22 protein-coding genes and 2 pseudogenes are annotated in these 23,645 nt (G+C 65.1%); 5 read left to right on the top strand and 19 right to left on the bottom strand.

All coding sequences use genetic code 11. The features are described from left to right. The 12 genes and pseudogenes from AC1DQQ_RS11775 to AC1DQQ_RS11720 all read right to left on the bottom strand — a co-directional run. Nucleotides 1-852, bottom strand: an 852-nt coding sequence (locus tag AC1DQQ_RS11775) for an ATP-binding protein (protein WP_478045268.1), incomplete at its 3' end; no start/stop codon positions are given. Nucleotides 853-855: 3 nt separating this feature from the next. Then, nucleotides 856-1,407 (bottom strand): hypothetical protein, encoded by a 552-nt coding sequence (locus AC1DQQ_RS11770; protein ID WP_478032343.1) that lies wholly within the window; start codon nt 1,405-1,407, stop codon nt 856-858. 17 nt (nt 1,408-1,424) lie between these two features. Then, nucleotides 1,425-1,526 (bottom strand): annotated as a pseudogene (locus tag AC1DQQ_RS11765) (biotin carboxylase N-terminal domain-containing protein); the annotation flags it as partial. A 278-nt stretch (nt 1,527-1,804) separates the two neighbouring features. Continuing rightward, nucleotides 1,805-1,894: pseudogene (locus AC1DQQ_RS11760) on the bottom strand (biotin carboxylase N-terminal domain-containing protein); the annotation flags it as partial. A 13-nt stretch (nt 1,895-1,907) separates the two neighbouring features. Next, on the bottom strand, nt 1,908-2,264 hold the full coding sequence (locus tag AC1DQQ_RS11755; RefSeq protein WP_478041351.1) for a hypothetical protein: 357 nt from the start codon (nt 2,262-2,264) through the stop codon (nt 1,908-1,910). Then, nucleotides 2,261-3,253 (bottom strand): biotin synthase BioB, encoded by a 993-nt coding sequence (gene bioB, locus AC1DQQ_RS11750; protein WP_478045267.1) that lies wholly within the window; start codon nt 3,251-3,253, stop codon nt 2,261-2,263. Before bioB ends, AC1DQQ_RS11755 begins: the two co-directional genes overlap by 4 nt. Then, complete coding sequence (locus AC1DQQ_RS11745; protein WP_478032340.1) at nt 3,250-3,597, bottom strand: hypothetical protein; 348 nt, start codon at nt 3,595-3,597, stop codon at nt 3,250-3,252. Before AC1DQQ_RS11745 ends, bioB begins: the two co-directional genes overlap by 4 nt. Next, nucleotides 3,594-5,735, bottom strand: a complete 2,142-nt coding sequence (scpA, locus tag AC1DQQ_RS11740; protein WP_478041353.1) for a methylmalonyl-CoA mutase — start codon at nt 5,733-5,735, stop codon at nt 3,594-3,596. The genes AC1DQQ_RS11745 and scpA overlap by 4 nt, the downstream gene beginning before the upstream one ends. A 40-nt stretch (nt 5,736-5,775) precedes the next feature. Next, complete coding sequence (locus tag AC1DQQ_RS11735; RefSeq protein ID WP_478041354.1) at nt 5,776-6,570, bottom strand: enoyl-CoA hydratase-related protein; 795 nt, start codon at nt 6,568-6,570, stop codon at nt 5,776-5,778. Nucleotides 6,571-6,786: 216 nt separating this feature from the next. Then, the gene (gene mce / locus AC1DQQ_RS11730) at nt 6,787-7,206 is read right to left on the bottom strand and encodes a methylmalonyl-CoA epimerase (RefSeq protein ID WP_478045266.1); all 420 of its coding nucleotides are present in this window, start codon (nt 7,204-7,206) and stop codon (nt 6,787-6,789) included. Then, nucleotides 7,203-7,730 carry a hypothetical protein gene (locus AC1DQQ_RS11725; protein WP_478041356.1) on the bottom strand — a complete coding sequence of 176 codons (528 nt, stop codon included), beginning with the start codon at nt 7,728-7,730 and terminating at the stop codon, nt 7,203-7,205. Before AC1DQQ_RS11725 ends, mce begins: the two co-directional genes overlap by 4 nt. 16 nt (nt 7,731-7,746) lie before the next feature. Beyond that, on the bottom strand, nt 7,747-9,273 hold the full coding sequence (locus AC1DQQ_RS11720; RefSeq protein WP_478032334.1) for an acyl-CoA carboxylase subunit beta: 1,527 nt from the start codon (nt 9,271-9,273) through the stop codon (nt 7,747-7,749). 103 nt (nt 9,274-9,376) lie between these two features. Here AC1DQQ_RS11720 and AC1DQQ_RS11715 point away from each other — a divergent pair, with 103 nt between their 5' ends. The 3 genes from AC1DQQ_RS11715 to AC1DQQ_RS11705 all read left to right on the top strand — a co-directional run bounded on the left by AC1DQQ_RS11715 (nt 9,377) and on the right by AC1DQQ_RS11705 (nt 13,651). Continuing rightward, on the top strand, nt 9,377-10,783 hold the full coding sequence (locus tag AC1DQQ_RS11715; RefSeq protein ID WP_478032332.1) for a helix-turn-helix domain-containing protein: 1,407 nt from the start codon (nt 9,377-9,379) through the stop codon (nt 10,781-10,783). 319 nt (nt 10,784-11,102) lie between these two features. After that, the gene (locus AC1DQQ_RS11710) at nt 11,103-11,432 is read left to right on the top strand and encodes a hypothetical protein (RefSeq protein ID WP_478032331.1); all 330 of its coding nucleotides are present in this window, start codon (nt 11,103-11,105) and stop codon (nt 11,430-11,432) included. Nucleotides 11,433-11,740: 308 nt separating this feature from the next. Next, nucleotides 11,741-13,651 (top strand): S9 family peptidase, encoded by a 1,911-nt coding sequence (locus AC1DQQ_RS11705; protein WP_478045264.1) that lies wholly within the window; start codon nt 11,741-11,743, stop codon nt 13,649-13,651. A gap of 128 nt (nt 13,652-13,779) precedes the next feature. Here the strand turns inward: AC1DQQ_RS11705 and AC1DQQ_RS11700 are convergent, their stop codons facing one another. From AC1DQQ_RS11700 to AC1DQQ_RS11670, 7 genes are all read right to left on the bottom strand, one after another. After that, entirely contained in the window at nt 13,780-14,847 is a 1,068-nt protein-coding gene (locus AC1DQQ_RS11700; RefSeq protein ID WP_478045262.1) for a cell wall hydrolase, read from the bottom strand. Nucleotides 14,848-15,215: 368 nt separating this feature from the next. Beyond that, entirely contained in the window at nt 15,216-15,563 is a 348-nt protein-coding gene (clpS, locus tag AC1DQQ_RS11695; protein ID WP_478032538.1) for an ATP-dependent Clp protease adapter ClpS, read from the bottom strand. A 235-nt stretch (nt 15,564-15,798) separates the two neighbouring features. Beyond that, the gene (locus AC1DQQ_RS11690) at nt 15,799-16,779 is read right to left on the bottom strand and encodes a phosphoribosylaminoimidazolesuccinocarboxamide synthase (protein ID WP_478045261.1); all 981 of its coding nucleotides are present in this window, start codon (nt 16,777-16,779) and stop codon (nt 15,799-15,801) included. 172 nt (nt 16,780-16,951) lie between these two features. After that, the gene (locus tag AC1DQQ_RS11685) at nt 16,952-17,698 is read right to left on the bottom strand and encodes a phasin family protein (protein WP_478032325.1); all 747 of its coding nucleotides are present in this window, start codon (nt 17,696-17,698) and stop codon (nt 16,952-16,954) included. 178 nt (nt 17,699-17,876) lie between these two features. Then, the gene (locus tag AC1DQQ_RS11680; protein ID WP_478032323.1) at nt 17,877-19,088 is read right to left on the bottom strand and encodes a diguanylate cyclase domain-containing protein; all 1,212 of its coding nucleotides are present in this window, start codon (nt 19,086-19,088) and stop codon (nt 17,877-17,879) included. Between the two features lie 162 nt (nt 19,089-19,250). After that, nucleotides 19,251-20,954 (bottom strand): PHA/PHB synthase family protein, encoded by a 1,704-nt coding sequence (locus tag AC1DQQ_RS11675; RefSeq protein WP_478041363.1) that lies wholly within the window; start codon nt 20,952-20,954, stop codon nt 19,251-19,253. Beyond that, nucleotides 20,954-21,400 (bottom strand): nuclear transport factor 2 family protein, encoded by a 447-nt coding sequence (locus tag AC1DQQ_RS11670; protein WP_478032320.1) that lies wholly within the window; start codon nt 21,398-21,400, stop codon nt 20,954-20,956. Before AC1DQQ_RS11670 ends, AC1DQQ_RS11675 begins: the two co-directional genes overlap by 1 nt. Before the next feature lie 143 nt (nt 21,401-21,543). Here AC1DQQ_RS11670 and AC1DQQ_RS11665 point away from each other — a divergent pair, with 143 nt between their 5' ends. Further along, a complete protein-coding gene (locus tag AC1DQQ_RS11665) occupies nt 21,544-22,752 on the top strand; it encodes an LL-diaminopimelate aminotransferase (protein ID WP_478032318.1) in 1,209 nt (402 codons plus the stop codon). A gap of 88 nt (nt 22,753-22,840) precedes the next feature. Next, nucleotides 22,841-23,617, top strand: a complete 777-nt coding sequence (locus AC1DQQ_RS11660; RefSeq protein WP_478032317.1) for a sulfite exporter TauE/SafE family protein — start codon at nt 22,841-22,843, stop codon at nt 23,615-23,617. Nucleotides 23,618-23,645 lie beyond the last annotated feature (28 nt).

Genomic DNA, 23,645 nt, shown 5'->3' with positions numbered 1-23,645 from the left:
GCTGGTGTCGGCGCCCGATACGATCAGCTCGACCGTACCGGCCGAATAATAGCCGACCGCGCGCGACAGTGCGACCGCCTGCTCGCCCATCTTGCGGCGCATCTCCGGCGAGACGAACGGCGACGGCGCTTCCTCGACCACTTTCTGGTGGCGGCGCTGCACCGAGCATTCGCGCTCGTTCAGATAGACGATATTGCCGTGCTGGTCGCCCAGCACCTGGATCTCGATATGGCGCGGGCTCTCGATGAACTTCTCGATGAACACGCGGTCGTCGCCGAACGAGGCAAGGCCTTCGCGCTTGGTCGCCTCGAACCCTTCGCGCACGTCCTGCTCGCTCCAGGCAAGCCGCATGCCCTTGCCGCCGCCCCCGGCCGAGGCCTTCATCATCACCGGATAGCCGATGTCCGAGGCGATCTTCACCGCCTCGTCGGTGTCGGCGATCTCGCCGAGGAAACCGGGGACGACGTTGACCCCCGCCGCCTTGGCGAGCTTCTTCGATTCGATCTTGTCGCCCATCGCCGCGATCGCGTTGGGCGGCGGGCCGACGAAGGCGATCCCGGCTTCGGCGCAGGCCTTGGCGAAGCTCTCGCGCTCGGACAGGAAACCGTAGCCGGGATGGATGCAGTCGGCGCCGGTGATCCTGGCGGCATCGAGGATTAGCTCGGCCTTAAGGTACGATTCCGCCGCCGGCGCCGGCCCGAGCCGCACCGCTTCATCGGCCATCAGCACATGCGGGCTGCGCGCATCGGCGTCGGAATACACCGCGACCGTCGCGATCCCCATCTTCTTCGCCGTGCGGAACACGCGGCAGGCGATCTCGCCACGATTGGCGACCAGGATTTTCTTGAACATTGGCTACCCCAGAAGACCCTGCCACCAGGACAAGGGATAAATTTCGACATTGATGAAGAGATTTTGGCCGCGATCGCCATCGCCATCGGCGGTCATGTGGAGCTTGCGCGTCGCAGTGCGATTCCACCACCACTCACCGTCGGCGCCGGGTTCATGCCCAGTCAACCGGGAAAGCGCCGATTTCATCGATCGCAGTGAAGGCGCGGCCGGCGCTTCAACCAACAGCGAACATATCCGGGCACCGTTGGAAAGCGGCTGACCCAGCAATACAGTCACGTTCGGTACTGCCCATGCATCAAGCGCAAGCGGATTGGATGGTTCTGCCCGCTGCTTGCGCGTGAAGCGCCAGCCAGTCGCTTTCAGTGCATCCTGGAACTCCCCAAGATTGTTCGAATGGTCGAAACATTGTTGGGCCGCCAGTTGGGCGATCTTAGGGCCATTTCCTGCACGATCGCTCGTGGACAGGAGGCCGACCGCAGTAACTTGCGATCGGGCTGTACATCCGCCGATGGCCGCCGTGCAGCCGAGCAAAAATGCGATTAGGGCAATCCTCACTCCGCCGCTTCCCTCACATCGCGCTGAACCTCTACCGTCGCGGTCCCCAATTTCTTCGCTGTGCGGAACACGTGGCAGGCAATCTCGCCGCAGTCGGCGACCAGGATTTTCTTGAACATCAGCGAGCCTTTTTTGCCCCGGCCGTTGAACCGAACGGCGGCGAAATAGATCGCGATGGCAGGCAGAAGCACGCCCAGCGGACCAACAACCCCGAGGATTCGCCAGAGCAATGCCTGCCCTTGCGTGTCGCACTCGATCCCCGGTGCCAACCCGCAGGGAGCTCCCAAGGCCAGAAACCCGAGCGTCAGCGCCCCTGCCCAATATAAGCAGCTAAGCGCAATCGCGGTTCTCGGCCGCAAATTCATTCCGCGGCCTCCATCACCGCACGCTGCTCCGCCGCCATCGGCGCCAACCTAATTTTCTTCGCGGTGCGGAACACGCGGCAAGCGATCTCGCCGCGATTGGCGACCAGGATTTTCTTGAACATCAAAGTCTTCCGATCATTGCAACGCCGCGAATTTCACCCTCCGACGTTCGAGTTTTTCAAGCTTCTTGGCTTCCGGAATTCCCGTTTTGTCGACGGATGTGAGCCACTTGTGAAAGTCGCTCCGAGCGAATTTTTGACCCAGTTCGCTGAGCTGAGACCAGCGAATAGTAAGATCGGGCCGCCGCTCGACAGCCACGCCGTCGACGAGCAATCCCTTTGCTGCGAGGAACTCGGCAAAGACATATTGGCTTTCGGCTGCTTCACGATTCCAATTCGGATCCGCGCGCTCGCCGGATTCGTCAGATATCGTGACCTTCTGCGCCAACATGCTCGGCACATCGACGATGACAAAATCGGCTGGCGCGCTCATTCCGCCGCCTCCATCACGTCGCGCTGTTCGGCCGCCATCGAGCTCAGGCCAAGCTTTGCGAACAGCGCCGCGTCCTTGTCCTCGCCGGCATTGCCGGTGGTCAGCAGCTTCTCGCCGGTGAAGATCGAGTTGGCGCCGGCGAGGAAGCACAAGGCCTGCGCCGCTTCCGACATGCTCTCGCGCCCGGCCGACAGGCGCACCATGCTGCCCGGCATGGTGATCCGCGCGACCGCGACGGTGCGGACAAACTCGATATCGTCGATCTTGGCGAGCGGCGTGTCGGCCAGCATGTCGCCGAGCACCGTCCCCTTGACCGGGACCAAGGCGTTGATCGGCACGCTTTCGGGATGGACCGGCAGACTGGCGAGCGCATGGATGAAGCCGACGCGGTCGGCGCGCGTTTCGCCCATGCCGACGATGCCGCCACAGCACACATTGATCCCGGCGCCGCGGACATTGTCGAGCGTCTCGATCCGGTCCTCGAAGCTGCGCGTCGAGATGACGTTGGCGTAATTCTCCGGCGAGGTGTCGATATTGTGGTTGTAGTAATCGAGGCCCGCCTCGCCCAGCGCCTTCGCCTGATCCGGCGTCAGCATGCCGAGCGTCATGCAGGTCTCCATCCCCATCTCGCGCACGCCCTTCACCATCTGGACGAGCGCGGGGATGTCCTTGTCCTTGGGATTGCGCCAGGCAGCGCCCATGCAGAAGCGCGACGAGCCATTGTCCTTGGCCTGAGCCGCCGCCTGGAGCACCGCGCGGACATCCATCAGCTTGGTCGCTTTGAGCCCGGTCTCGTGGCTCGACGATTGCGAGCAATAGCCGCAATCCTCCGGGCAGCCGCCGGTCTTGATCGACAGCAGGGTCGACAGCTGCACCTCGTTCGCGGCGTGATGCGCGCGATGCACCTCGGCCGCGTGGAACACGAGCTCGGTAAAGGGGCGGTCGAAAAGGGCGGCGATTTCGTCGCGGGTCCAGTCGGAACGGGTCATGCCTTTAGGGTCCGGGTAAAGAGGTAGATGAACATGCCGACGCCGACCGAGAGCAGGACGGGAGCGGCGATGCGGTAGAGATTGACGCTCTTGCCGAGCGGCTCGCGGCGGTATCGCGCACGGACGATTTCCCCCGCGCCAGTGAAGGAAATGAGCGCGGCACCGCCAAGGACAATGAGCACGGCGATGATCATGCCACGCGACAGGTCCTTTGCATTGGGCACGAGCGCCAACACACCGCCCAGCGAGACGATGCAGAGCGACGTCAGGTGCTTGAAATAGTCGTAGAGCAATGTTTCGTCGCTCTGCCCGGTTTCGACCAATTCCTCCTCGATCTCGGTCATTGCGCAGCCTCTTCTTCAGGGGGCATATTGTGACCGAGCAGGCGGAGGACATCCTCCGCCGCCTTGATCAGATTGGTGCCGGGGCCGAAGATCGCCTGGACCCCGGCCTCGCGCAGGAAATCATAGTCCTGCGCCGGGATCACGCCGCCGGCGATCACCTTGATGTCGGCGCGGCCGGCATCGCGGAGATGGCCGATCAGTTCGGGGATCAAGGTCTTGTGCCCCGCCGCCAGGCTCGACGCGCCGACCACGTCGACATCGCTGTCGAGCGCGAGCATCGCGGCTTCCTTGGGGGTCTGGAACAGCGGGCCCGGCACCACCTCGAAGCCGAGATCGCCGAACATCGAGCTGACCAGATTGGCGCCGCGATCATGCCCGTCCTGTCCCATCTTGGCGACCAGCATGCGCGGCTTGCGGCCAAGACGGCGCTCGGTCGCGGCGACGCCCGACAATAGATTCTCCCAGCGCGAATCCTGGCCATAGGCACCGCCATAGACGCCCGAGACCGGGGTCGGCTTGGTGCCGTAGCGCCCGAAGACGTCCTCCATCGCCGACGATATCTCGCCCAGGGTCGCGCGCTGGCGAGCGCAGTCGACGGCGAGGGCGAGCAGATTGGCGCTGCCTTTCGCCCCTTCGCGCAGCGCATCGAGCGCGGCCTGGCACTTCGCCTCGTCACGCCCTGCCTTGACCCGCTTGATCCGCGCGATCTGCGACTCGCGTACCGCATGGTTGTCGACGTCGAGGATGTCGATATCGTCTTCGTCGGCGAGCCGGTATTTGTTGACCCCGACGATCACGTCCTCGCCGCGGTCGACCCGCGCCTGGCGCCCTGCCGAGGCTTGCTCGATCATCGCCTTGGGCCAGCCTTGCGCAACGGCATTGGCCATGCCGCCCTCTCCGTCGACGCGTTCGATGATTTCCCAGGCGCGGTCGTACAATTCCTGGGTCAGCGCCTCGACATAATAAGAGCCGCCGAGCGGATCGACGACATGGGTGATCCCGGTCTCTTCCTGCAGCACGATCTGGGTGTTGCGGGCGATGCGCGCGGAGAAGTCGGTCGGCAGCGCGATCGCTTCGTCGAGCGCGTTGGTATGGAGGCTCTGCGTCCCCCCCAACGCCGCGGCCATCGCCTCGACCGTGGTGCGGATGACGTTGTTATAGGGGTCCTGCTCCTGCAGCGACACGCCACTGGTCTGGCAATGCGTGCGCAGCATCTTCGAGCGCTCGTCCTTGGCGCCGAGGTCGCTCATCACGCGGTGCCACAGCTTGCGCGCGGCGCGCAGCTTGGCGACTTCCATGAAGAAGTTCATCCCGATCGCGAAGAAGAACGACAGCCGCCCAGCGAACTTGTCGATATCGAGCCCCGCCGCCATCGCCGCCTTCGCATATTCGCGTCCGTCGGCGATGGTGAAAGCGAGTTCCTGGACCTGCGTCGCGCCGGCTTCCTGCATGTGATAGCCGGAGATCGAGATCGAGTTGAATTTCGGCATATGCGCCGAGGTATAGGCGATGATGTCCGCGATGATCCGCATGCTCGGCGCCGGCGGATAGATGTAGGTGTTGCGGACCATGAACTCCTTGAGGATGTCGTTCTGGATGGTGCCGTCGAGCTGCGCCTGGGGCACGCCCTGTTCCTCGCCCGCGACGATGAAGAACGCCAGGATCGGGATCACCGCGCCGTTCATCGTCATGCTGACCGACATCTGATCGAGCGGGATGCTGTCGAACAGGATCTTCATGTCGTCGATCGTGTCGATCGCGACGCCCGCCTTGCCGACATCGCCGGTCACGCGCGGATGGTCGCTGTCATAGCCGCGATGGGTGGCAAGATCGAACGCGACCGACAGTCCCTTCTGCCCCGCGGCGAGGTTGCGGCGATAGAAAGCGTTCGATTCCTCGGCGGTCGAGAAGCCGGCATATTGGCGGATCGTCCAGGGCCGCCCGGCATACATCGATGCGCGCACGCCGCGCGTGAAGGGGGCAAAGCCGGGCAGGCCGGGATCGATGCCGGCGACATCCTCGGCCGTGTAGAGCGGCTTGACCTCTATCCCCTCCGGCGTGTGCCAGATGAGGTCCTTGCCCTTCACTTCCTTGGCGGCGAGCGCCTTCCAGTCGTCGGGAGTCGGGTTGGTCGTCATGATCGTGTCCGGCCCCCGAAAGGGCGCTCCTTCTCTTGCCTCAGGCGCCCTTGAACTCGGCCTTGCGCTTCTGGAGGAAGGCCATGCCGCCTTCCATCGAATCCTGCGTCGCACGCGCGGCGCGCTGATTGTCGGCCTCGCGCTGCATCGCCGCGGCGTAATCGCTCTCCAGCGCTTCGTGCAGCTGGCGGCGCATCATGCCGAGCGCGACGGTCGGGCCGGCGGCGAGCCGCTCGGCCAGTGCCAGTGCCTCGGCGTCGAGCGCATCGTCGGCGACCTGTTTGTGGATCATGCCCCAATCGACCGCCTTGGCCGCGGGCACGCGTTCGCCCAGCATCATCATTTCCGAGGCCCGCGCGCGCCCGATCAGTCGGGTCAGCATCCAGCTTGCGCCGCCATCGGGGACCAGCCCGATATTGACGAAGGCCTGGAGGAAATAGGCAGTGTCCGACGCGACGCAGAAATCGGCCGACAGCGCCAGGCTGCAGCCGATCCCGGCGGCCGGCCCGCGCACCGCGGTCACCACCGGCACCGACAGCTCGGCGATCGCGGCGAGCGTGGGATTGTAGCTGCTGGTCAGCGCGTCATAGGTCGCCTGGCCCGGATCGAGCCCGCGCTCGCTCGCCATCAGGGCACCGCCACCGACATCGGCCCCCGAGCAGAAAGCGCGGCCCGCCCCGGTGATCAGCACCGCGCGCGCGCCGCCAAGATCGGCCAGGGCCTCGCGCATCTCGACGAACATCGCCGGCGGTGCGGCGTTGAGGCGATCGGGACGGTTGAGCGTCACGACCAGCACGTCGCCCTTCCGCTCGGACAGGATGTGTTCGTAGGCCATTCGGTTCCCCTCTTTTCCTCCCTCGCCCCTGGAAGGGGAGAGGGATACCGAAGCTTGGCAGCTCGCTGCCTAGCGAAGGTTGGGAGAGGGGTCGTGCGAGCCGCCGGCTCGCGCCGAGCTGCGCTCGGCCTGACCCCTCTCCCAGCTCCGACTAAGGCCCTGCGGGCCCAAGTCTGCGCAACCCTCTCCCCTGCGAGCAGGGGAGAGGGAGTGTCATCAATGCCCCTCCTTGGGCGTTTCCATGATCTCGGTCAGCACACCGCCCATGTCCTTGGGATGGACGAAGAAGATCGGCGTGCCGTGTGCGCCGATGCGCGGCTCGCCGAGCACTTTCGCGCCCTTGCCCTCGAACCACGCTTTGGCTGCCATGATGTCCGCGACCTCGTAACAAAGGTGATGCTGGCCCCCCGCCGGGTTCTTGTCGAGAAAGGCGCGGATCGGCGACCCCTCACCCAGCGGCTCGATCAGTTCGATCTGCGTGTTGGGGGTGTCGACGAAGCACACTTTCACCCCCTGCGCCGGCAGATCGAACGGATCGTGGATCACGGTCGCGCCCATCACGTCGCGCCAATAAGGGATGGCGTCGGCGATCGACGGCGTCGCCACCCCGACATGATTGAGGCGGCCGAGTTTCACTTATCCGCCTTTTTGCCGTCCTTGGGTTCGGGCGCGCGGACCGGCGGCTGGCCGAGCGTGTAGCCGCACGCCGCCAGCACCGTGGTGATCGGCTGCGCGCTCGCCGGGCCGGCGAAGGTGGCATCGACCGGCTCGCCGGTGGTGGTCGTGGTATGGACCTTGATCGTCTTGGCCGCAGCCAAAGCGGTGGTCAGCGTGGTCACCGCGACGTCGTCGCGCTGAAACGCGCCCTGCGGCACGAATTCCCAATTGTCGATCATCGGCGTGTTGGCGTCGAAGGTCAGCGACACCGGACGCGCCGGCGGGCCGCCGAGCGACGTGCGGCTGAACAGCTGGACCGACACCACCTTCGCCTTGCCCGCGTCGCAGCGCACGACGAGCTTGGCATTGCCGTCGGCCGACGGCGCGCTGGTCACCGTCGTGGTGATCGTCGGGTCGCTGCTGGGGCGCGGCGTCACCGTCCACGGCGCGACCGCCGCCGGAGCCGGCGCGGCCTGGAGCAACAGGGCAACGAGTGAAATCATTGGGGGCAGCCTTTCTTCAAAGCGGAATGTTGTCGTGCTTCTTCCACGGATTCTCGAGGCTCTTGTTGCGCAATTTGCGCAAGCCCAAAGCGATGCGCCGACGCGTCGAATGCGGCTGGATCACTTCGTCGATGAAACCCTTGGCCGCGGCGACGAACGGATTGGCGAAGCGCGCCTCATATTCGGCGGTGCGTTCGGCGATCTCATCCGGTGTTTTGCCGCGGAAGATGATCTCGACCGCGCCCTTGGCGCCCATCACCGCGATCTCGGCGGTCGGCCAGGCGTAATTGAGGTCGCCGCGCAGATGCTTCGACGCCATGACGTCATAGGCGCCGCCATAGGCCTTGCGGGTGATGACGGTGATCTTGGGCACGGTCGCCTCGGCGTATGCGAACAGCAATTTGGCGCCGTGCTTGATGATGCCGTTATGCTCCTGGGCGGTGCCGGGCAGGAAGCCGGGGACGTCGACGAAGGTGACGATCGGGATGTCGAACGCGTCGCAGAAGCGCACGAAGCGCGCGGCCTTCTTGGACGAATTGATGTCGAGCACACCGGCCAGCACCATCGGCTGGTTGGCGACCACGCCGATCGTCCGCCCCTCGATCCGGCCGAAGCCGCAGATCACGTTGCCGGCGTGCTTGGGCTGGATTTCGAAGAAATCGCCTTCGTCGACCGTCTTCCGGATCAGTTCGTGCATGTCATAAGGCTGGTTGGCCGAGGCCGGGATCAGGGTGTCGAGGCTGTCCTCGATCCGATCCCAGGGATCCGATGACGGACGTTCGGGTACGGGCTCGCGGTTGGATGCTGGCAGGAAATCGATGAAATCCCGCGCGGCGAGCAGCGCCTCGATATCATCCTCGAACGCATTGTCGGCGACCGAGGTCTTGGTGGTGTGGGTGACCGCGCCGCCCAAAGCCTCCTGCGTCACCACTTCGTTGGTCACCGTCTTGACCACATCGGGGCCGGTGACGAACATGTAGCTCGAGTCCTTCACCATGAAGATGAAGTCGGTCATCGCCGGCGAATAGACCGCGCCGCCCGCGCACGGGCCCATGATCAGCGACAGCTGCGGCACCACGCCCGAGGCGAGCACGTTGCGCTGGAACACCTCGGCATAGCCGCCGAGCGACGCCACGCCTTCCTGGATGCGCGCGCCGCCCGAATCGTTGAGGCCGATCACCGGCGCGCCGACCTTCATCGCCATGTCCATGATCTTGCAGATCTTTTGCGCGTGCCGCTCGGACAGCGAGCCGCCGAACACGGTGAAATCCTGGCTGAACACGAACACCAGCCGGCCGTTGATCGTGCCCGATCCGGTGACCACGCCGTCGCCCGGGATGATCTGGTCCTGCATGCCGAAATCGACGCAATTATGCTCGACATACATATCGAGCTCTTCGAACGATCCTTCGTCGAGCAGCACGTCGAGCCGCTCGCGCGCGGTCAGCTTGCCCTTGGCGTGCTGCGCGGCGATGCGCTTCTCTCCGCCGCCCAATCGGGCCGCGGCGCGCTTCTTCTCGAGTTCGGCGATGGTCGACGACATGGAGACTCCTTCAGGACCCGACCTCTTTCCCCTAGCAGCCCGCCTTCGCAACTGTAATGTTGCAAACTTGCCGAGGGTAGGTTTGCAAACTATTCCCGAACGCATGGCCGAAGGCATCCGCCGTATCTTCGCCGGACACCGGATCCGCGCGCTGCGCCAGCGGCTCGGCCTGAGCCAGCGCGCGCTGGCGACCCAGTTGTCGGTATCGGTCAGCTATTTGTCGCAGATCGAGAATGGCGACCGTCCGATCACGCCGCTGGTGATGGTGGCGCTGGCCCGCGCTTTCCCCGCCGATTGGGAGACGATCGCTGCCGCCGACGAAGGGATGCTGCTGGTCGACGCGATCGAGGCATCGAGCGATCCCAGCGTGCCCGATGCGCGGCTCGATGAAGCGACGTTGCGCCGCGGGGCGCGGCAACAGCCGCAGCTCGCACGGCGCTTGGTCGCGCTCCACGCCGCGTTTCGCCGCTCGCAGGAGCAATTGCGCGCCTTCGACGACCGGTTCGAGGCGGGCGCGGCCGAAGCGGCGCGCTTTCCCTGGGAGGAAGTGCGCGACTGGTTTCACGCCGAGCGCAATTATGTCGACGCGCTCGACCGCGCGGCCGAGGCGATCGCGGAGGAGATGGGCGCGGATGCGATCGATCGCCTCGCGCTCGAGGATCGGCTCGGCCGGCGCTTCGGGATCAATGTCGTCGCCGATCGCGAGCTCGGCGGGCCGGTGCGCGCGTACGATCCCGAGGCGCGCCTGTTGCGGCTCGACCCGGCCTTGCCCGAGGCGAGCCAGCGCTTCGCGCTCGCCCACCAATTGGCGCGGCTCGAATTCGCCGAACTGATCCGCGACATCGCCAGCGAGGGGATCGCCTCCGATGCCGGCCGCGCGCTGCTCGCCGCCGGGCTGACCAATTACGCCGCGGGCGCGCTGGTCATGCCTTATGCCCGCTTCCGCGCCACCGCGCGCGAGCTGCGCCACGATATCGACCGATTGAGCCTGCGCTTCGGGGTCAGTTTCGAACAGACCTGCCATCGCCTGTCGACATTGCAGCGCCCCGGCGCGGCGGGCATCCCGTTCTTCTTCTGCCGCGTCGACATGGCGGGCAACATCACCAAGCGGCATTCGGCGACGCGCTTCCAGTTCGCGCGGTTCGGCGGCGCGTGTCCGCTCTGGGGCGTACACGAGGCGGTCGCGATTCCCGACCGCATCGCCGTCCAGCTCGCCGAAACGCCCGACGGCACGCGCTACGTCTCGATCGCCAAGGGGCTGGTCAAGCCGTCGGGCAGCTTCACCCGCAGCCCGCGCCGCTATGCGGTGACGCTCGGCTGCGAGGAAGCGCATGCCGCCGATTTCGTCTATGCCGACGGCCTCCGCGCCGATGACGTGGCGACGCCGATCGGCGTGTCGTGTCGCATCTGCCCGCGCAGCGATTGCGACCAGCGCGCCTTTCCGCCGGCGGCGAGCGAGATCCATATCGATCCCGACGCGCGCGGGCCGGTGCCCTATTCGTTCGGGTAATAGTCTCCCCTCCCTGCTTGCAGGGAGGGGGCAGGGGGTGGGTGCGCGCGTCTGCGCGCCCAAAAAAAGACTAAAGAGCGCTCGTCAAAACAGCGACGGACGAGGCATCGAGCCTCGTCCGCGCTCACCCACCCCTAACCCCTCCCTTGCAGGGAGGGGAAAGTGGAACTCCCGACAGCCGCCGTTCATCTACCTGAACGAACCCGACGCGCTCGCGATCATCCGCGACACATTGGTACATTTCCCGGCACAGATCGGCGACACTTAGGGCCGAAATCGTCTCTCGACCGCTCGATCGGTCGCGTAAGGAGTGAGAGACATGAAAAAGCTGACTGTTGTGTTGATGGGGCTGGGCTTTGCCACCGCCGCTTTCCCCGCCGTTTCGGTCGCCGCGCCGTTCGCGCCGCTCAACCAGCGCGCGCAGATGATCCAGTCGCGGATCGACCAGGGCATCCGCTCGGGCAATTTGAATCGCCGTGAGGCTTTCCAGCTGCAAGGCCAGCTGCGCGGCATCCAGAAGCTCGAATATCGTTACCGCATCTCGGGCGGACGGATCGACATGCGCGAGCGCGCCGATCTTGAGCGCCGCTACGACGCGCTGAGCGCCAAGGTGCGGTTCGACAAGCATGACGGCCAGCGCCGCTGGTAGTCGGGTTTGCGCAGGAGGGCGCAATGAGAGGGGCCGGGAAACCGGCCCCTTTTTTTGGTGAGGATAATAAAGCCCTCTCCCGCGTGCGGGAGAGGGAGGGGCCCGCCGCGAAGCGGTGGGAAGGTGAGGGTCTTCTTACTTCTTCTTGAATTCCAACCGCTTGGAAGAAGAAAGAAGACCCTCACCCAACCCTCTCCCGCAAGCGGGAGAGGGCTTAAGGCAGCGCGGCGTGCGATCGATATTCTCGGGCTTGCCTATCGGCAACGACGGCGTATCGATCGCATCCTTCCCTCCCCATGGAGTCGCCGATGCGTCTTGCTCTTGCCGCCGCCTTGCTCGCCGCCACCTCCGCGCCCGCGCTCGCGGCGCCGCTTCATTCCTATTCGGGGCTGGCGCTGTCCGCCGCGGGCGATCGCGTCGCCAGCGTCGAGGAAGAGGAAGGCGCCACCGCCAAGCCCGCGCATGGCCGGATCGTCGTGCGGTCGGCCAAGGACGGCAAGATCCTGGCGACGCTCGATCCCTGCACGCAATGCAGCTATTCGGGGCTGACTTTCGGGCCGGGTGGGGCGCTTGCCTATCTGCAGCGCGATCGCGCGAGCGGCGTGGTCGCGCTGGCGCTGGCCGACGGCAAGACCACGCGCACCATCGCCAGCGTGAAGGGCATCGCCCAGGCTCCGCGCTTCTCCCCCGACGGCAAGAAGATCGCGTTGCTGGTGACGCTCAACGCCGCCAAGGAATCGGGTGCGACCCAGCCCGGCGTCCGACAAATTGGCGAGATCGGCGAGAAGAGCGACGAACAGCGGCTGGCGGTGTTCAACCTGGCGGGCGCTCCGGTGACCGACGTCAAACCGGTCTCCCCCGCCGACCGCTATGTCTACGAATATAGCTGGACTCCGGACGGCACCGGCTTCGTCGCGACGACGGCACTCGGCAATGGCGACGATAATTGGTGGGTGGCGACGCTCGATGCGATCGACGCCACGACCGGCGCGGTGCGCCCGATCGCGCGGCCCAAGACCCAGATCAACGCGCCGCGCGTCTCGCCCGACGGCAAGACAATCGCCTATATCGGCGGGCTGATGAGCGATTTCGGCTCGGTCGGCGGCGACATCTGGACGGTGCCGTTCGCCGGGGGCGAACCGGTCGATATGACCAAAGGCGAGAAGGCGAGCGTCACCTCGCTCAGCTGGACCAAAGGCGGCCTGCGCGCGACGCGGCTGGCCGGCCCCGACATGCAGATCGCGGCACCGGGCGCCAAGGGTACGACGATATTGTGGGCACAACCGTCGAGCTTCGCCGCGGAAGACGGACGCGCAGCCTATAGTAGCGACGGTGCGACGGTCGCGACAATCGTGTCGGACTTTGAACACGCCCCCGCTATCTATGCCGGGCCGGCGCGCAGTCCCCGCAAGATCACCACCGACAATGACGGCCAGGTCGCGCTAGTGAAGGCGCGCAGCATCAGCTGGAAGAATGACGGTTACGACGTGCAGGGCTGGCTGCTGACACCGGTCAATGCCGATCCTGCCGTGAAGGCGCCGATGATCACCATCGTCCATGGCGGACCGGCCTCCGCCAATGTCCCCAAATTTTCGTCGATGGGCGGCCTGCCGAGCCTGGTCCGCGCCGGCTATTACGTGTTCCTGCCCAATCCGCGCGGCAGCTATGGCCAGGGTGAGGCGTTCACCATGGCCAATCGCCGCGATTTCGGCGGCGGCGACCTGCGCGACATCCTGGCCGGGATCGACGCGGTCGAGAAGGTCGCGCCGGTCGACGACAACCGGCTCGGCCTGACCGGCGGCAGCTATGGCGGGTTCATGGCGATGTGGGCGAATACCCAGACCAACCGCTTCAAGGCGATCGTCGCCGGCGCGGGCCTGTCGAACTGGATCAGCTATTACGGCACCAACGGCATCGACCAGTGGATGATCCCGTTCTTCGGCAAGTCGGCCTATGACGATCCCGAGCCTTATGTGAAGGCGTCGGCGATCACCTATATCAAGAAGGCGCGCACCCCGACCTTCATCTATGTCGGCGAGCGCGACATCGAGGTGCCGCCGACCCAGTCGATCGAATATTGGCATGCGCTGAAGGAACTCGGCGTGCCGACCAGCCTGGTGATCTATCCCGACGAGGGCCATGGCATCCGCGGCACCGACCACGCGGCCGACGTCCAGCGGCGGACGGTGGCGTGGTTCGATCAATATCTGGGGAAGTAGACCGGTTACTCGTCATCCCAGCGAAAGCTGGGATCTCGTGCGGCTCTTGCGTCGCGCCATCGCCAAAGATCCCAGCTTTCGCTGGGATGACGGGAGTTTGGGATGACGGTTGAGGAGCGGGCCCGCCGTTATTTCAGCGGCTTGCCCGAATCCTTCCAGCGGTCGAGGATTTGCGACGCGCCGGGCAGATTGTCCTCGGCCGGCGGCGGCGTTGCGCGGGCGACGCTGGTGTCCTGATATTTGGGCTGGATCAGCGCGATATTGGTGCTCGGCGCGGGCGGCACCGCCAGTCCCGGGACGCCCGGCGCCGGCATCCCCGGCGTGTACGCCGCGAACTGGGTCGATGGCAGCGGCGTCAGCGGCGGGGCGATCTTGGCGTGCGGCCCCGGCACCGGCTCGCCACCGCGATAGCGCGCATTGCTGAACGCCGCGGGCGTGCCCCAATAGCCTTTCCAGCGATGGAAGAAGTGCATGCCGATCGCGTCGGTCATCACCAGGCTGCGGTTCCAGGACGGCGTCACCGCATAGGTATGATAATGGGTCGCGAGCCCGACTCCGCGCACGACATAACCGCTGAGCGCCTCGAGCGCGTAGCGGCGCGCGCGGTCGATCGCCGAGCGCATCGGCACGCGCGCCATCGACCCGTCACAGGCATAGCTGAACTGGCAGCCGGTGCTCTTTTCCGATCCCTGATAGACCACCCCGCAGACGGTCGAGGGAAAGGCCGGGTGGCGGACGCGGTTGAGGATTACCTGGGCGACCGCGCGCTGGCCTTCTTCGCTTTCCGACGCCGCCTCGTAATAGATCGCGGTCGCCAGGCAATCGAGCGCGCGTGCCTTGTCGAGCGCGCTGGCGCCGGCCATCGAGAAGGGCTGGGCCGGGCGCACGGTGCCGTCGGTGTCGGGCGTCAGATCGGCATTGGCCGGAACCGGCAGATCGGGCAACGCGGTGGTGCCGGTGGTGCCAGCGGTCGGCGCCGCCTGCTCCTCGGCGACGAAGAACAGGGCCGCGCCGGGGAAATGATCCTCGCTCTCATAGCCGATCGGCGGCAGCGGCGGTGCCTCGGCCTTGGCCTGGGCAGCATAATAAGCGATCACCGCGGCCTTGGCCGACACGGCGAGCATGGGCACGCCGACCAGTCCCGCGAGCAATGCCACGCGAGTCTGCCGGACCGTCCAGTTGCGCCAATCGATCACGTGCGAGCAATGTCCTTCGTCTCTGCCCGGCACGTCGTCCCGGGCGCGAAGCGCCTTACCGCGAAAAGCTTACCGAAGCGCCCCCGGAATCCGCCGTGTCCCGCGGCGAAACGATTGATGGTTAATGTAATTTTGCGGGGCGGAGGCGCGGCCACGCCCGCGCCGGTGCGCCCGCGCACCGCCCCGCACGGCCGGCGGACGAGGCTAAGCCTCGATCCAGCCGACGGCTTTGCCAGCGGCGTGAAGTTCCGGATAAATCACTTTCCTCGTGTTCCTGCGAAAGCAGGAACCCAGGGTGATGAGGTACTTCGCTGCCCTGGGCTCCTGCTTTCGCAGGAGCACATGAACCGAGGATCAGAGCTTCGAACTCACGCCTTCTCAAGCGTGCATTGCAGCGGGTGCTGGTTCTGCCGCGCGAAGTCCATCACCTGGCTGACCTTGGTCTCGGCGACTTCGTAGCTGAACACGCCGCACACGCCGACGCCCTTTTGGTGGACGTGGAACATCACCCGAGTCGCTTCCTCGGTGGTCATGCGGAAGAAGCGCTGCAGGCAGAGCACGACGAATTCCATCGGCGTATAATCGTCGTTGAGCATCAGCACGCGATAGGGCGTGGGCTGCTTGGTCTTCGTGCGGGTACGCGTGGCGAGCCCGACGCCGGTGTCGTTGTCACCGTCGTTGCCGCTGCCGACCCCATCGGGATCGTTGGCCATCATGAAATCGGGGTTTCGCATATCAGATCGCAAAATATGGCATTGCGGCACGCCGGGGCAAGAGGGTGCGGCGCACGTTAAGTGCTTTTCGTCGTTGGAGGTGTGAATGCGCGCCCCTGAACGTATCTGAGCGCAACTTACGTGGGGCTATGTTCGCTTGAGCAATATCCGGCTGGCATGACCAGGCGGCGGCTTTCGCGATGCGGACGATGGAGGCTAAGCGGCCGACTCGGCGCGTTCAATGCATGTCGAAATATGGCGCCAGATTCGTGCGGATACGCTCCAACACCGTGCCGCCCCCCAGATCGGGCGCGAACGAACGGCCGGTGATCGTCTCGAAGGCTTCGGCATAGACGGCGGCGGTGCCGGCGATCAGCTGTTGCGGGATTTCGGGGATCGGGTCCTTGTAGGGGTCGCATTGCGTGGTCACCCATGACCGCACGAAGTCCTTGTCGAAACTGTCAGGCCGCTCCCCCGCTTCGAAACGCGACTGATAGCTGGACGCTCGCCAATAACGACTGCTGTCCGGCGTGTGTATCTCATCCGCCAGAACAATCGCACCATCGGGCGCGACGCCAAATTCGTACTTCGTATCGGCCAGGATCAGTCCGCGTTCCTCGGCATTCTTCTGCCCACGCGCGAATAGCGCCAGCGCGGTGGCGCTGAGTTCGTCCCATTGCGCCGCGGTCAGCAGCTTGCGCGCGAGGATTTCCGTCGGCGTCAGCGGCTCGTCGTGCCCGCCGTCGAACTCCTTGCTGGTCGGCGTGATGATGGGCTCGGCGAGCTTGGCATTGTCGCGCAGTCCATCGGGCAGCGTCATGCCGTACATGGCGCGTTGCCCCTTTTTGTAGAGGGTCAGGATCGAGGTGCCGGTGGTTCCCGCCAGATAGCCGCGCACCACGATTTCGACCGGCAGAATCTCCAGTCGACGGGCGATCAGGACGTTGGGATCGGGATAATCGAGCACATGATTGGCGCAGATATCGGCCGTCTGCTCGAAACAGAACCGCGCCGTCTGGGTCAGCACTTCGCCCTTGAACGGAATGGCGCAGAGGATGCGATCGAACGCGCTCAGCCTGTCGCTGGCAATGATGATCCGGCGCCCGTCGGCCAAATCGTAATTGTCGCGGACCTTGCCGCGATAATGGTTGGGTAGTTCAGGGATGGCGGCATCGACCAGGACGCGCGACGAGAAGGCGGCGAAATCGATAGATGGCATGCACTGATCCTGGAGGCCCGGCGGGATATTTTGCCTAGCCCGGCCCGCTGACAATGTCAGCCAGCGACGCCATCATCCCAAACGAAAAGGCCAAACGAAAAGGCCAAACAAAAAGGGCGGCCGCCGGATGGCGACCGCCCTTTCGATGTCTCACCGAAGGTGAAGGTGACGCTTACGCGGCGACCTTGATCTTCTCGGCGGCGATCGCGACGCGGTTCGAAATCGGCTTGGCGACATCGCCGGCCAGCTTCAGCATCGCTTCGGTGTTCTTCGAGCTCTCGGCGACGAACGAGTCGAACTGGCCACGGACGAAGTCCGCCTGCAGCTTGAAGAACTCGGTCGGCGACTTGACGGCGGCGAAGCCCTTCAGCGCGGCGGTGGTGCCTTCGAACTGCTTGCGCGCATAATCGGCATAATCCTGGCCGAGCGTCTCGAAGCCCTTGGCCGCAATCTTGCCCGACTCGACGAGCGCTTCGACGTTACCCTTGCCGAACTCGTTGATGTCTTCGAACGCCTTGGCGCCCTTTTCGGCCGCGGCCTTCGCCTTGGCGCTGAATTCCGCGAAATAGGCCTGGCCCTTGTCGGCGGCTTCCTTGATGGTGTCGTTCATCTTGATAACTTCCTTTTCGATGGTGGCCGGCGCCTCTTGGGCGGCTGCGGCGACGGTTTCGGTCACTGTTTCGGCAATTTTTTCGACTATCGGGGTCTCGACTGCGGGGGTCTCGACAGGCGCGGTTTCTAGGACGGGCGCCATCGGCTGCTCTACGGCAGGGGTTTCGGCAACGATCGGAGCGGGAGTCGGCACGGGCTTCGTTTCGACGGGAACCGAAGCCGGCTTGGTGGATTTGACAGGCGTGCGCTTCACCGGCGCCTTGGCTGCGGGTTTCGCCGCCTTGGTTACGGGGGTCTTGCTCACCATCACATCCTCCGCGGCATCATTGCTGCATTGCACAAAATAGGGCTTGGGAGGCAAAGGTCAAGCGATTTTTGTGCAGTGCAACATAAGCGTCACAACGGTCACGAAACCGTCGCCTGGCAAGGCTTGAGGCACTGTTCTGGCAGAGCGGTTGCGCCCAGCCCCGTCATCCAATCGCCGGTTAGGCGACTGCCCGCTTGTCGCTCATCCGGTCGTCGGACGTGCAGAAATGGAGCTTGCCTTTCCCGCCGCCCTTGCAGCGGTAAAGCGCCGCGTCGGCGCAGGAGAGCAAGGTTTCCAGTTCGCGGCCGAATTCGGGCATCATGGCGATCCCGACGCTGGCCGAGATGCGTACCCAATCGCCGTCCGCTTCGTACGGCGCGCTCAATTGCCTGATCATCCGTCGCGCCAGCATTTCGGCTTCGCTCCGGTCGCGGACATGCGTCTGCAAGACGATGAATTCGTCCCCACCGAGCCGCGCCACGGTATCTTCGGCCCTGACGAGTCCTTCGAGCCGACGCGACACCTGTTGCAGCACCGAATCCCCGGCGAGATGGCCCAGGCCGTCATTGACCGCCTTGAACCCGTCGAGGTCGATGAAATGCAGCGCCAGTTGCTCGCCCTGTGCCGCGGCGATCAGGCTGCTGTCCTGAAAGCGCTCGCGCAGCAGCAGGCGATTGGCCAGACCGGTCAGCGCGTCGAATTTCGCCAGCAACGCCATGTCATGCTCGGCCGTCAGATGCCGTACCGCCGACCGATAGAGATGCCTGACCGATTGCAGGCTGAGCATGGTGATCATCGCAACAAGGAAAGCTTCGGTGGCGAACAGCGGAGCGTGAAGTTCGATCGGGTTCGGCTCGACGGCGTGAACGGCGAGCGCGGCGACGGTCGGCACGGTCGCAAGCAACAGGCTGATCACGCAGATCACCGGGCGGATCGAAATCCGGGAAACGATGCCCGCGCCGAAGCCGAACACCAGGCTCACCGTGATCAGGTGCAGGAGCGGGAAATGGTAGTTCAGGACGTAGACATTGAGCAGACCAAGCAGGGCCCCGAACGCATAGGCGCCGATCGCGTACCGCAATTCCCAGCGGCCGAGCTCGGCGTCGGCGACGGGACGCGCGCGGTCATAGGCGCGCAGGACCAGCAGCCGGACGACCGTGAGCAGCGCCGCGGCCAGCGCCAGGAAGGCGATGACCGGATCCTGCCATTCGCGCGCGACGAGACCCGCAATCGCCGCCGTCACGATGCCCATGCCGAGAATCGGCAGCCGCATGTCGAACAGCGTGTCGATGAATTCGCGACGGACCGGTGCGGGAAGCGGGACTTCCTGAAGAAGGAGCCTGATGCTCCGCCGCCGATCCCGCGACAAGCGTTGGTCGGAACGTCTCACGCCCCCAGTTTAGGCGGAGTTGGTTAACACATCGCATCCTCCGCCTCGGGAAATACACAGGTGTTTGAGCGATTTACCGGCGCAAGTCGCGCTGCTCGCGCGACCTGCCCGTCAACCGCCGGGTAAGGCAGGCCGATCAGCCGACTCGTTCCGCGCCCGATCCTATCGCGCGCGGACATAGTCTCCCGGAGCATCGGCGATCGCCGGGCGCTTCTTGCCCTTGCCGGGCTCGCGCGCGCCCTTGACCTTGACCTCGGTCGCGTCTTGCACGCGCAGCCAGCCGATCCAGTCGGGCCACCAGCTGCCCTTGGTCTCGGTTGCCCCGGCGACGAACTCGGCCAGGGTCGCGGCGGGCGTGTCGTTGGTCCAATATTGATATTTGCCCGCGGCGGGCGGGTTGACCACCCCGGCGATATGGCCCGAGCCCGCCAGCACGAACTTGAGCGGTCCGGCGAACAGATGCGTGATCTTCCACACGCTCTCGGCCGGGGCGATATGGTCCTCGCGCCCCGCCTGGATGTAGCTCGGCGTCGCGACCCTGGTCAGGTCGATCGGCGTGCCGGCGATCGCCAATGCCCCCGGCCGCACCAGCAGATTGTCGCGATAGAGATCGGTCAAATACGACAAATGCCATTTCGCCGGCAGGTTGGTGGTGTCGCCGTTCCAGTGGAGCAGGTCGAACGGCGCATAATCCTGGCCCATCAGGTAATTGTTGGCGACATAATTCCAGATCAGGTCGCGGCCGCGCAGCAGGTTGAAGGTCAGCGCCATGTAGCGCCCGTCGAGATACCCCTCGGGCGACAATTGCCTGATCATGTCGAGCTGGGCGTCGTCGACGAAATTGAGCAGGTCGCCGGCATCGGCGAAGTCGACTTGCGCGGTGAAGAAGGTCGCGGTCCTGACCTTGTCCGCTTCGCTCTTGGCGGTCAGATAAGCGAGCGTCGCGGCGAGTGTCGTGCCCGCGACGCAATAGCCGATCGCGTGTACCGCCTCGACATCGAGCTGGTCGCGGATCACGTCGATCGCCTCGATCTGGGCGAGCACGTAATCGTCCCAGCTGGTGTCGATCAGGCTGGCATCGGCCGATTTCCACGACACCATGAACACCGACAGCCCCTGATCGACCGCCCAGCGGATGAAGCTCTTTTCGGGCGTCAGATCGAGGATGTAGAAGCGGTTGATCCAGGGCGGGAAGATCACCAGCGGCGTCGCCAGCACGGACTCGGTGGTCGGCGTATAGTGGATCAGTTCGAACAACGGGCTGCGATAGATCACCTTGCCCGGCGTTGTCGCGAGATTGCGCCCGACCTCGAACGCCTCGGCATCGGTATGGGTGAGCTGCCCCTTGCTCAGATCGTTGAGCATGTTGGACAGGCCCTTGAGCAAATTCTCGCCGCGCGTCTCGATCGTCTTCTGGATCACGTCGGGATTGGTGAAGGCGAAGTTGGATGGGCTCATCGCGTCGATCACGCCTTGGGTCGCAAAGCGGAATTGCTCGCGCTGTTTGGGATCGAGCCCTTCGATCGCATCGACCTGTTTGAGCATCTGGTCGGCGATCATCAGATAGGATTGGCGGATCCAGTCGAACACCGGATTCTGCCAGGCTTCGGACTTGAAGCGCCTATCCTTGATCGCGGCCTGCGCGCCATCGGCGGCGGCCTGGGGATCGAGGAAGCGCTGCCATAATTTGAGGCTGTCCGACCAGAAATCGCCGACGCGGGCCAAGGTCGCCGGATCGTTGAACCCGGGGATCACCGGCACACCCGCGCCGAGCCCGGCTTCGAGCATCATCTGCTGCGCCCGGCCCATCACCCAGGTCCAGTGCTGCATATCCTCGAGGCTGGGTGCGTCGGTCTGGTCGGCCATCATTGTCCCCCGGCGAAGGTCTGCATGCGCTGAACGCGCCATCCTCCCTTAAGGCACCGCCACTCCGCGCGATAGCGCCCACCGGTCGCGAAGGCCTCGTTCTTTGGGTCGTTGCCGCGCTGACGGAACTCGCCGATCGAGCGCCAGCCACTGGCGGTCCGCTCAATGCTATCGACCGTCATCACCTGCTCGCCGAGCTTGTAGCCGCCGAACCCGGCCAGGAACGCCTCGATCTCCCTGGGGCCGGTGACCGGCTCGCCTTTCGGCCCGACCAGCACCCCGTCGGCGGCATAGAGTGAAGCGGTGCGGCGCGGGTCCATCGCCCGCGCGACATCGGCATAATGACCGACCGCCGCGTCCAGCGCGACTCCATGACAGCGAGGAGCATTGGTGGGCGGCGCTTCGCTGGCGACGGTGGCCGCTGCGACGAGCATCAGGGCAATCATCTTGTTTCTCCACCGGTTACTCGATGGCGAACGCGGCAACCCCGCTTTTGTCTCCGCTTTACGGCACGGATCGCCGCATCCGGAACAACGCGGTTTCGCGGCCCCCCGCTTATGCCCTAAGGAGAAGGCGAAAGGAGTTTTGAATGTCCGACGATTTCTACCGCATCAAGCGTCTGCCGCCTTACGTCATTGCCGAGGTCAACGGCATGCGGGCAGCAGCGCGCGCGGCAGGCGAGGACATTATCGACCTGGGCATGGGCAATCCCGATTTGCCGCCGCCGCAGCATGTCATCGACAAGCTCTGCGAGGTCGCGCAAAAGCCCGACGCGCATGGCTATTCGCAGTCCAAGGGCATTCCCGGGCTGCGCCGCGCCCAGGCCAATTATTATGGCCGCCGCTTCGGGGTCGATCTCGATCCCGAGACCGAAGTCGTGGTGACCATGGGCTCGAAAGAAGGGCTGGCCAGCCTGGCGACCGCGATCACCGCGCCGGGCGACGTCGTGCTCGCGCCCAATCCGAGCTACCCGATCCACACGTTCGGCTTCATCATCGCCGGCGCCACGATCCGCGCGGTGCCGACCACGCCCGACGAGCATTATTTCGAGAGCCTGGAGCGCGCGATCGCGTTCACCGTGCCGCGCCCGTCGATCCTGGTGGTCAATTACCCGTCCAACCCGACCGCCGAGACGGTCGACCTGGCATTCTACGAGCGCCTCGTCGCCTGGGCGAAGGAGAACCAGGTCTGGATCCTGTCCGACCTGGCCTATTCGGAGCTCTATTTCGACGGCAAGCCGACCGTGTCCATCCTCCAGGTCAAGGGCGCCAAGGACATCGCGATCGAGTTCACCAGCCTGAGCAAGACCTATTCGATGGCCGGCTGGCGGATGGGCTTCGCGGTCGGCAATCGCAAGCTGATCGCGGCGATGACGCGGGTAAAATCCTATCTCGATTACGGCGCCTTCACCCCGATCCAGGCCGCCGCCTGCGCCGCGCTCAACGGACCGCAGGATATCGTCGAGAAGAACCGCTTGCTCTACCACAAGCGCCGCGACGTATTGGTCGAAAGCTTCGGCCGCGCCGGCTGGGATATTCCCAGCCCGCCGGCGAGCATGTTCGCCTGGGCACCACTGCCGCCCGCGCTCACGCACTTAGGCAGCCTTGAGTTCTCCAAACAATTGCTGACTCACGCCAAGGTCGCGGTCGCGCCAGGGGTGGGATATGGCGAGAATGGGGAAGGGTACGTGCGCATTGCGATGGTCGAGAACGAGCAGAGGCTCCGGCAGGCGGCACGCAACGTGCGGCGCTACCTGCAGTCGATGGGGGTCAACACCCCGGCGAGCAATAGTGGCTGAACGGGCGCAACCCGTTCTTCCTTCCCCGGTTCGTCCGCTAGCCGCGGCGGCGCACGCGGCCAAACCTCGTGACGCCGCGTAGCGGGCAATGACGATCAACCTGCTCTATTCGCTCGCCGGCGTGCTGGTCGGGCTGGTCGTCGGGCTGACCGGCGTCGGCGGCGGATCGCTGATGACGCCGTTGCTGGTGCTGGTGTTCGGTTTCCACCCGACCACCGCGGTCGGCACCGACTTGCTCTACGCCTCGGCGACCAAGACGGTCGGGACCACGGTCCATGGCTGGCGCGGCACGGTCGACTGGCGCGTCGTCGCGCGGCTGGCGATCGGCAGCGTGCCGGCGACGATCGTGACCCTGCTTGTCCTCAGCCAGGCGGGCCCGGCTTCCGCGACGACCGGGCACGTCATGTCGATGATCCTGGGCGTGACCTTGCTGCTGTCGGCGGCGGCGACCCTGTTGCGCGGACGCATCGTCGCCTATTTGACGCCGCGCTTCGGCACGATGAGCCCGCGCAAACTGGCGGGATCGACCATCCTGCTGGGCGCAGTGCTGGGGCTGCTGGTCTCGCTCACCTCGGTAGGCGCCGGCGCGCTGGGGATGACCGCGTTGCTGATCCTCTACCCGGCATTGCCAGTCAACCGGCTGGTCGGCTCCGACATCGCGCATGCCGTGCCGCTGACGTTGCTCGGCGGCATCGGCCATTGGATACTGGGATCGGTCGATGGCGCGCTATTGGTGTCGCTGCTGATCGGATCGATCCCCGGGATCATCGTCGGCAGCCTGATCGCCAGCCGCGTGTCGGACCGCGTGCTCGGCCCGATCCTGGCGGTGGTGCTCGCGCTGGTCGGGGTGCGGTTGCTGTTCTGAGGACCCGTTAGGCGCGAGCGTGCGAGCG

Source organism: Sphingomonas sp. P4_G3 (genome assembly GCF_056401105.1).
The sequence above is the reverse complement of the archived record's forward strand: the minus strand, read 5'-3'. Positions and strand labels throughout refer to the sequence as shown.

Excerpts from the sequence above, each read along its gene's own strand:
- AC1DQQ_RS11755 (WP_478041351.1), bottom strand. The coding sequence starts at position 2,264 with ATGAGCGCGCCAGCCGATTTTGTCATCGTCGATGTGCCGAGCATGTTG.
- bioB (WP_478045267.1), bottom strand. The coding sequence starts at position 3,253 with ATGACCCGTTCCGACTGGACCCGCGACGAAATCGCCGCCCTTTTCGAC.
- AC1DQQ_RS11745 (WP_478032340.1), bottom strand. The coding sequence starts at position 3,597 with ATGACCGAGATCGAGGAGGAATTGGTCGAAACCGGGCAGAGCGACGAA.
- scpA (WP_478041353.1), bottom strand. The coding sequence starts at position 5,735 with ATGACGACCAACCCGACTCCCGACGACTGGAAGGCGCTCGCCGCCAAG.
- AC1DQQ_RS11735 (WP_478041354.1), bottom strand. The coding sequence starts at position 6,570 with ATGGCCTACGAACACATCCTGTCCGAGCGGAAGGGCGACGTGCTGGTC.
- AC1DQQ_RS11725 (WP_478041356.1), bottom strand. The coding sequence starts at position 7,730 with ATGATTTCACTCGTTGCCCTGTTGCTCCAGGCCGCGCCGGCTCCGGCG.
- AC1DQQ_RS11720 (WP_478032334.1), bottom strand. The coding sequence starts at position 9,273 with ATGTCGTCGACCATCGCCGAACTCGAGAAGAAGCGCGCCGCGGCCCGA.
- AC1DQQ_RS11715 (WP_478032332.1), top strand. The coding sequence starts at position 9,377 with ATGGCCGAAGGCATCCGCCGTATCTTCGCCGGACACCGGATCCGCGCG.
- AC1DQQ_RS11710 (WP_478032331.1), top strand. The coding sequence starts at position 11,103 with ATGAAAAAGCTGACTGTTGTGTTGATGGGGCTGGGCTTTGCCACCGCC.
- AC1DQQ_RS11705 (WP_478045264.1), top strand. The coding sequence starts at position 11,741 with ATGCGTCTTGCTCTTGCCGCCGCCTTGCTCGCCGCCACCTCCGCGCCC.
- clpS (WP_478032538.1), bottom strand. The coding sequence starts at position 15,563 with ATGATGGCCAACGATCCCGATGGGGTCGGCAGCGGCAACGACGGTGAC.
- AC1DQQ_RS11690 (WP_478045261.1), bottom strand. The coding sequence starts at position 16,779 with ATGCCATCTATCGATTTCGCCGCCTTCTCGTCGCGCGTCCTGGTCGAT.
- AC1DQQ_RS11685 (WP_478032325.1), bottom strand. The coding sequence starts at position 17,698 with ATGGTGAGCAAGACCCCCGTAACCAAGGCGGCGAAACCCGCAGCCAAG.
- AC1DQQ_RS11675 (WP_478041363.1), bottom strand. The coding sequence starts at position 20,954 with ATGGCCGACCAGACCGACGCACCCAGCCTCGAGGATATGCAGCACTGG.
- AC1DQQ_RS11670 (WP_478032320.1), bottom strand. The coding sequence starts at position 21,400 with ATGATTGCCCTGATGCTCGTCGCAGCGGCCACCGTCGCCAGCGAAGCG.
- AC1DQQ_RS11665 (WP_478032318.1), top strand. The coding sequence starts at position 21,544 with ATGTCCGACGATTTCTACCGCATCAAGCGTCTGCCGCCTTACGTCATT.
- AC1DQQ_RS11660 (WP_478032317.1), top strand. The coding sequence starts at position 22,841 with ATGACGATCAACCTGCTCTATTCGCTCGCCGGCGTGCTGGTCGGGCTG.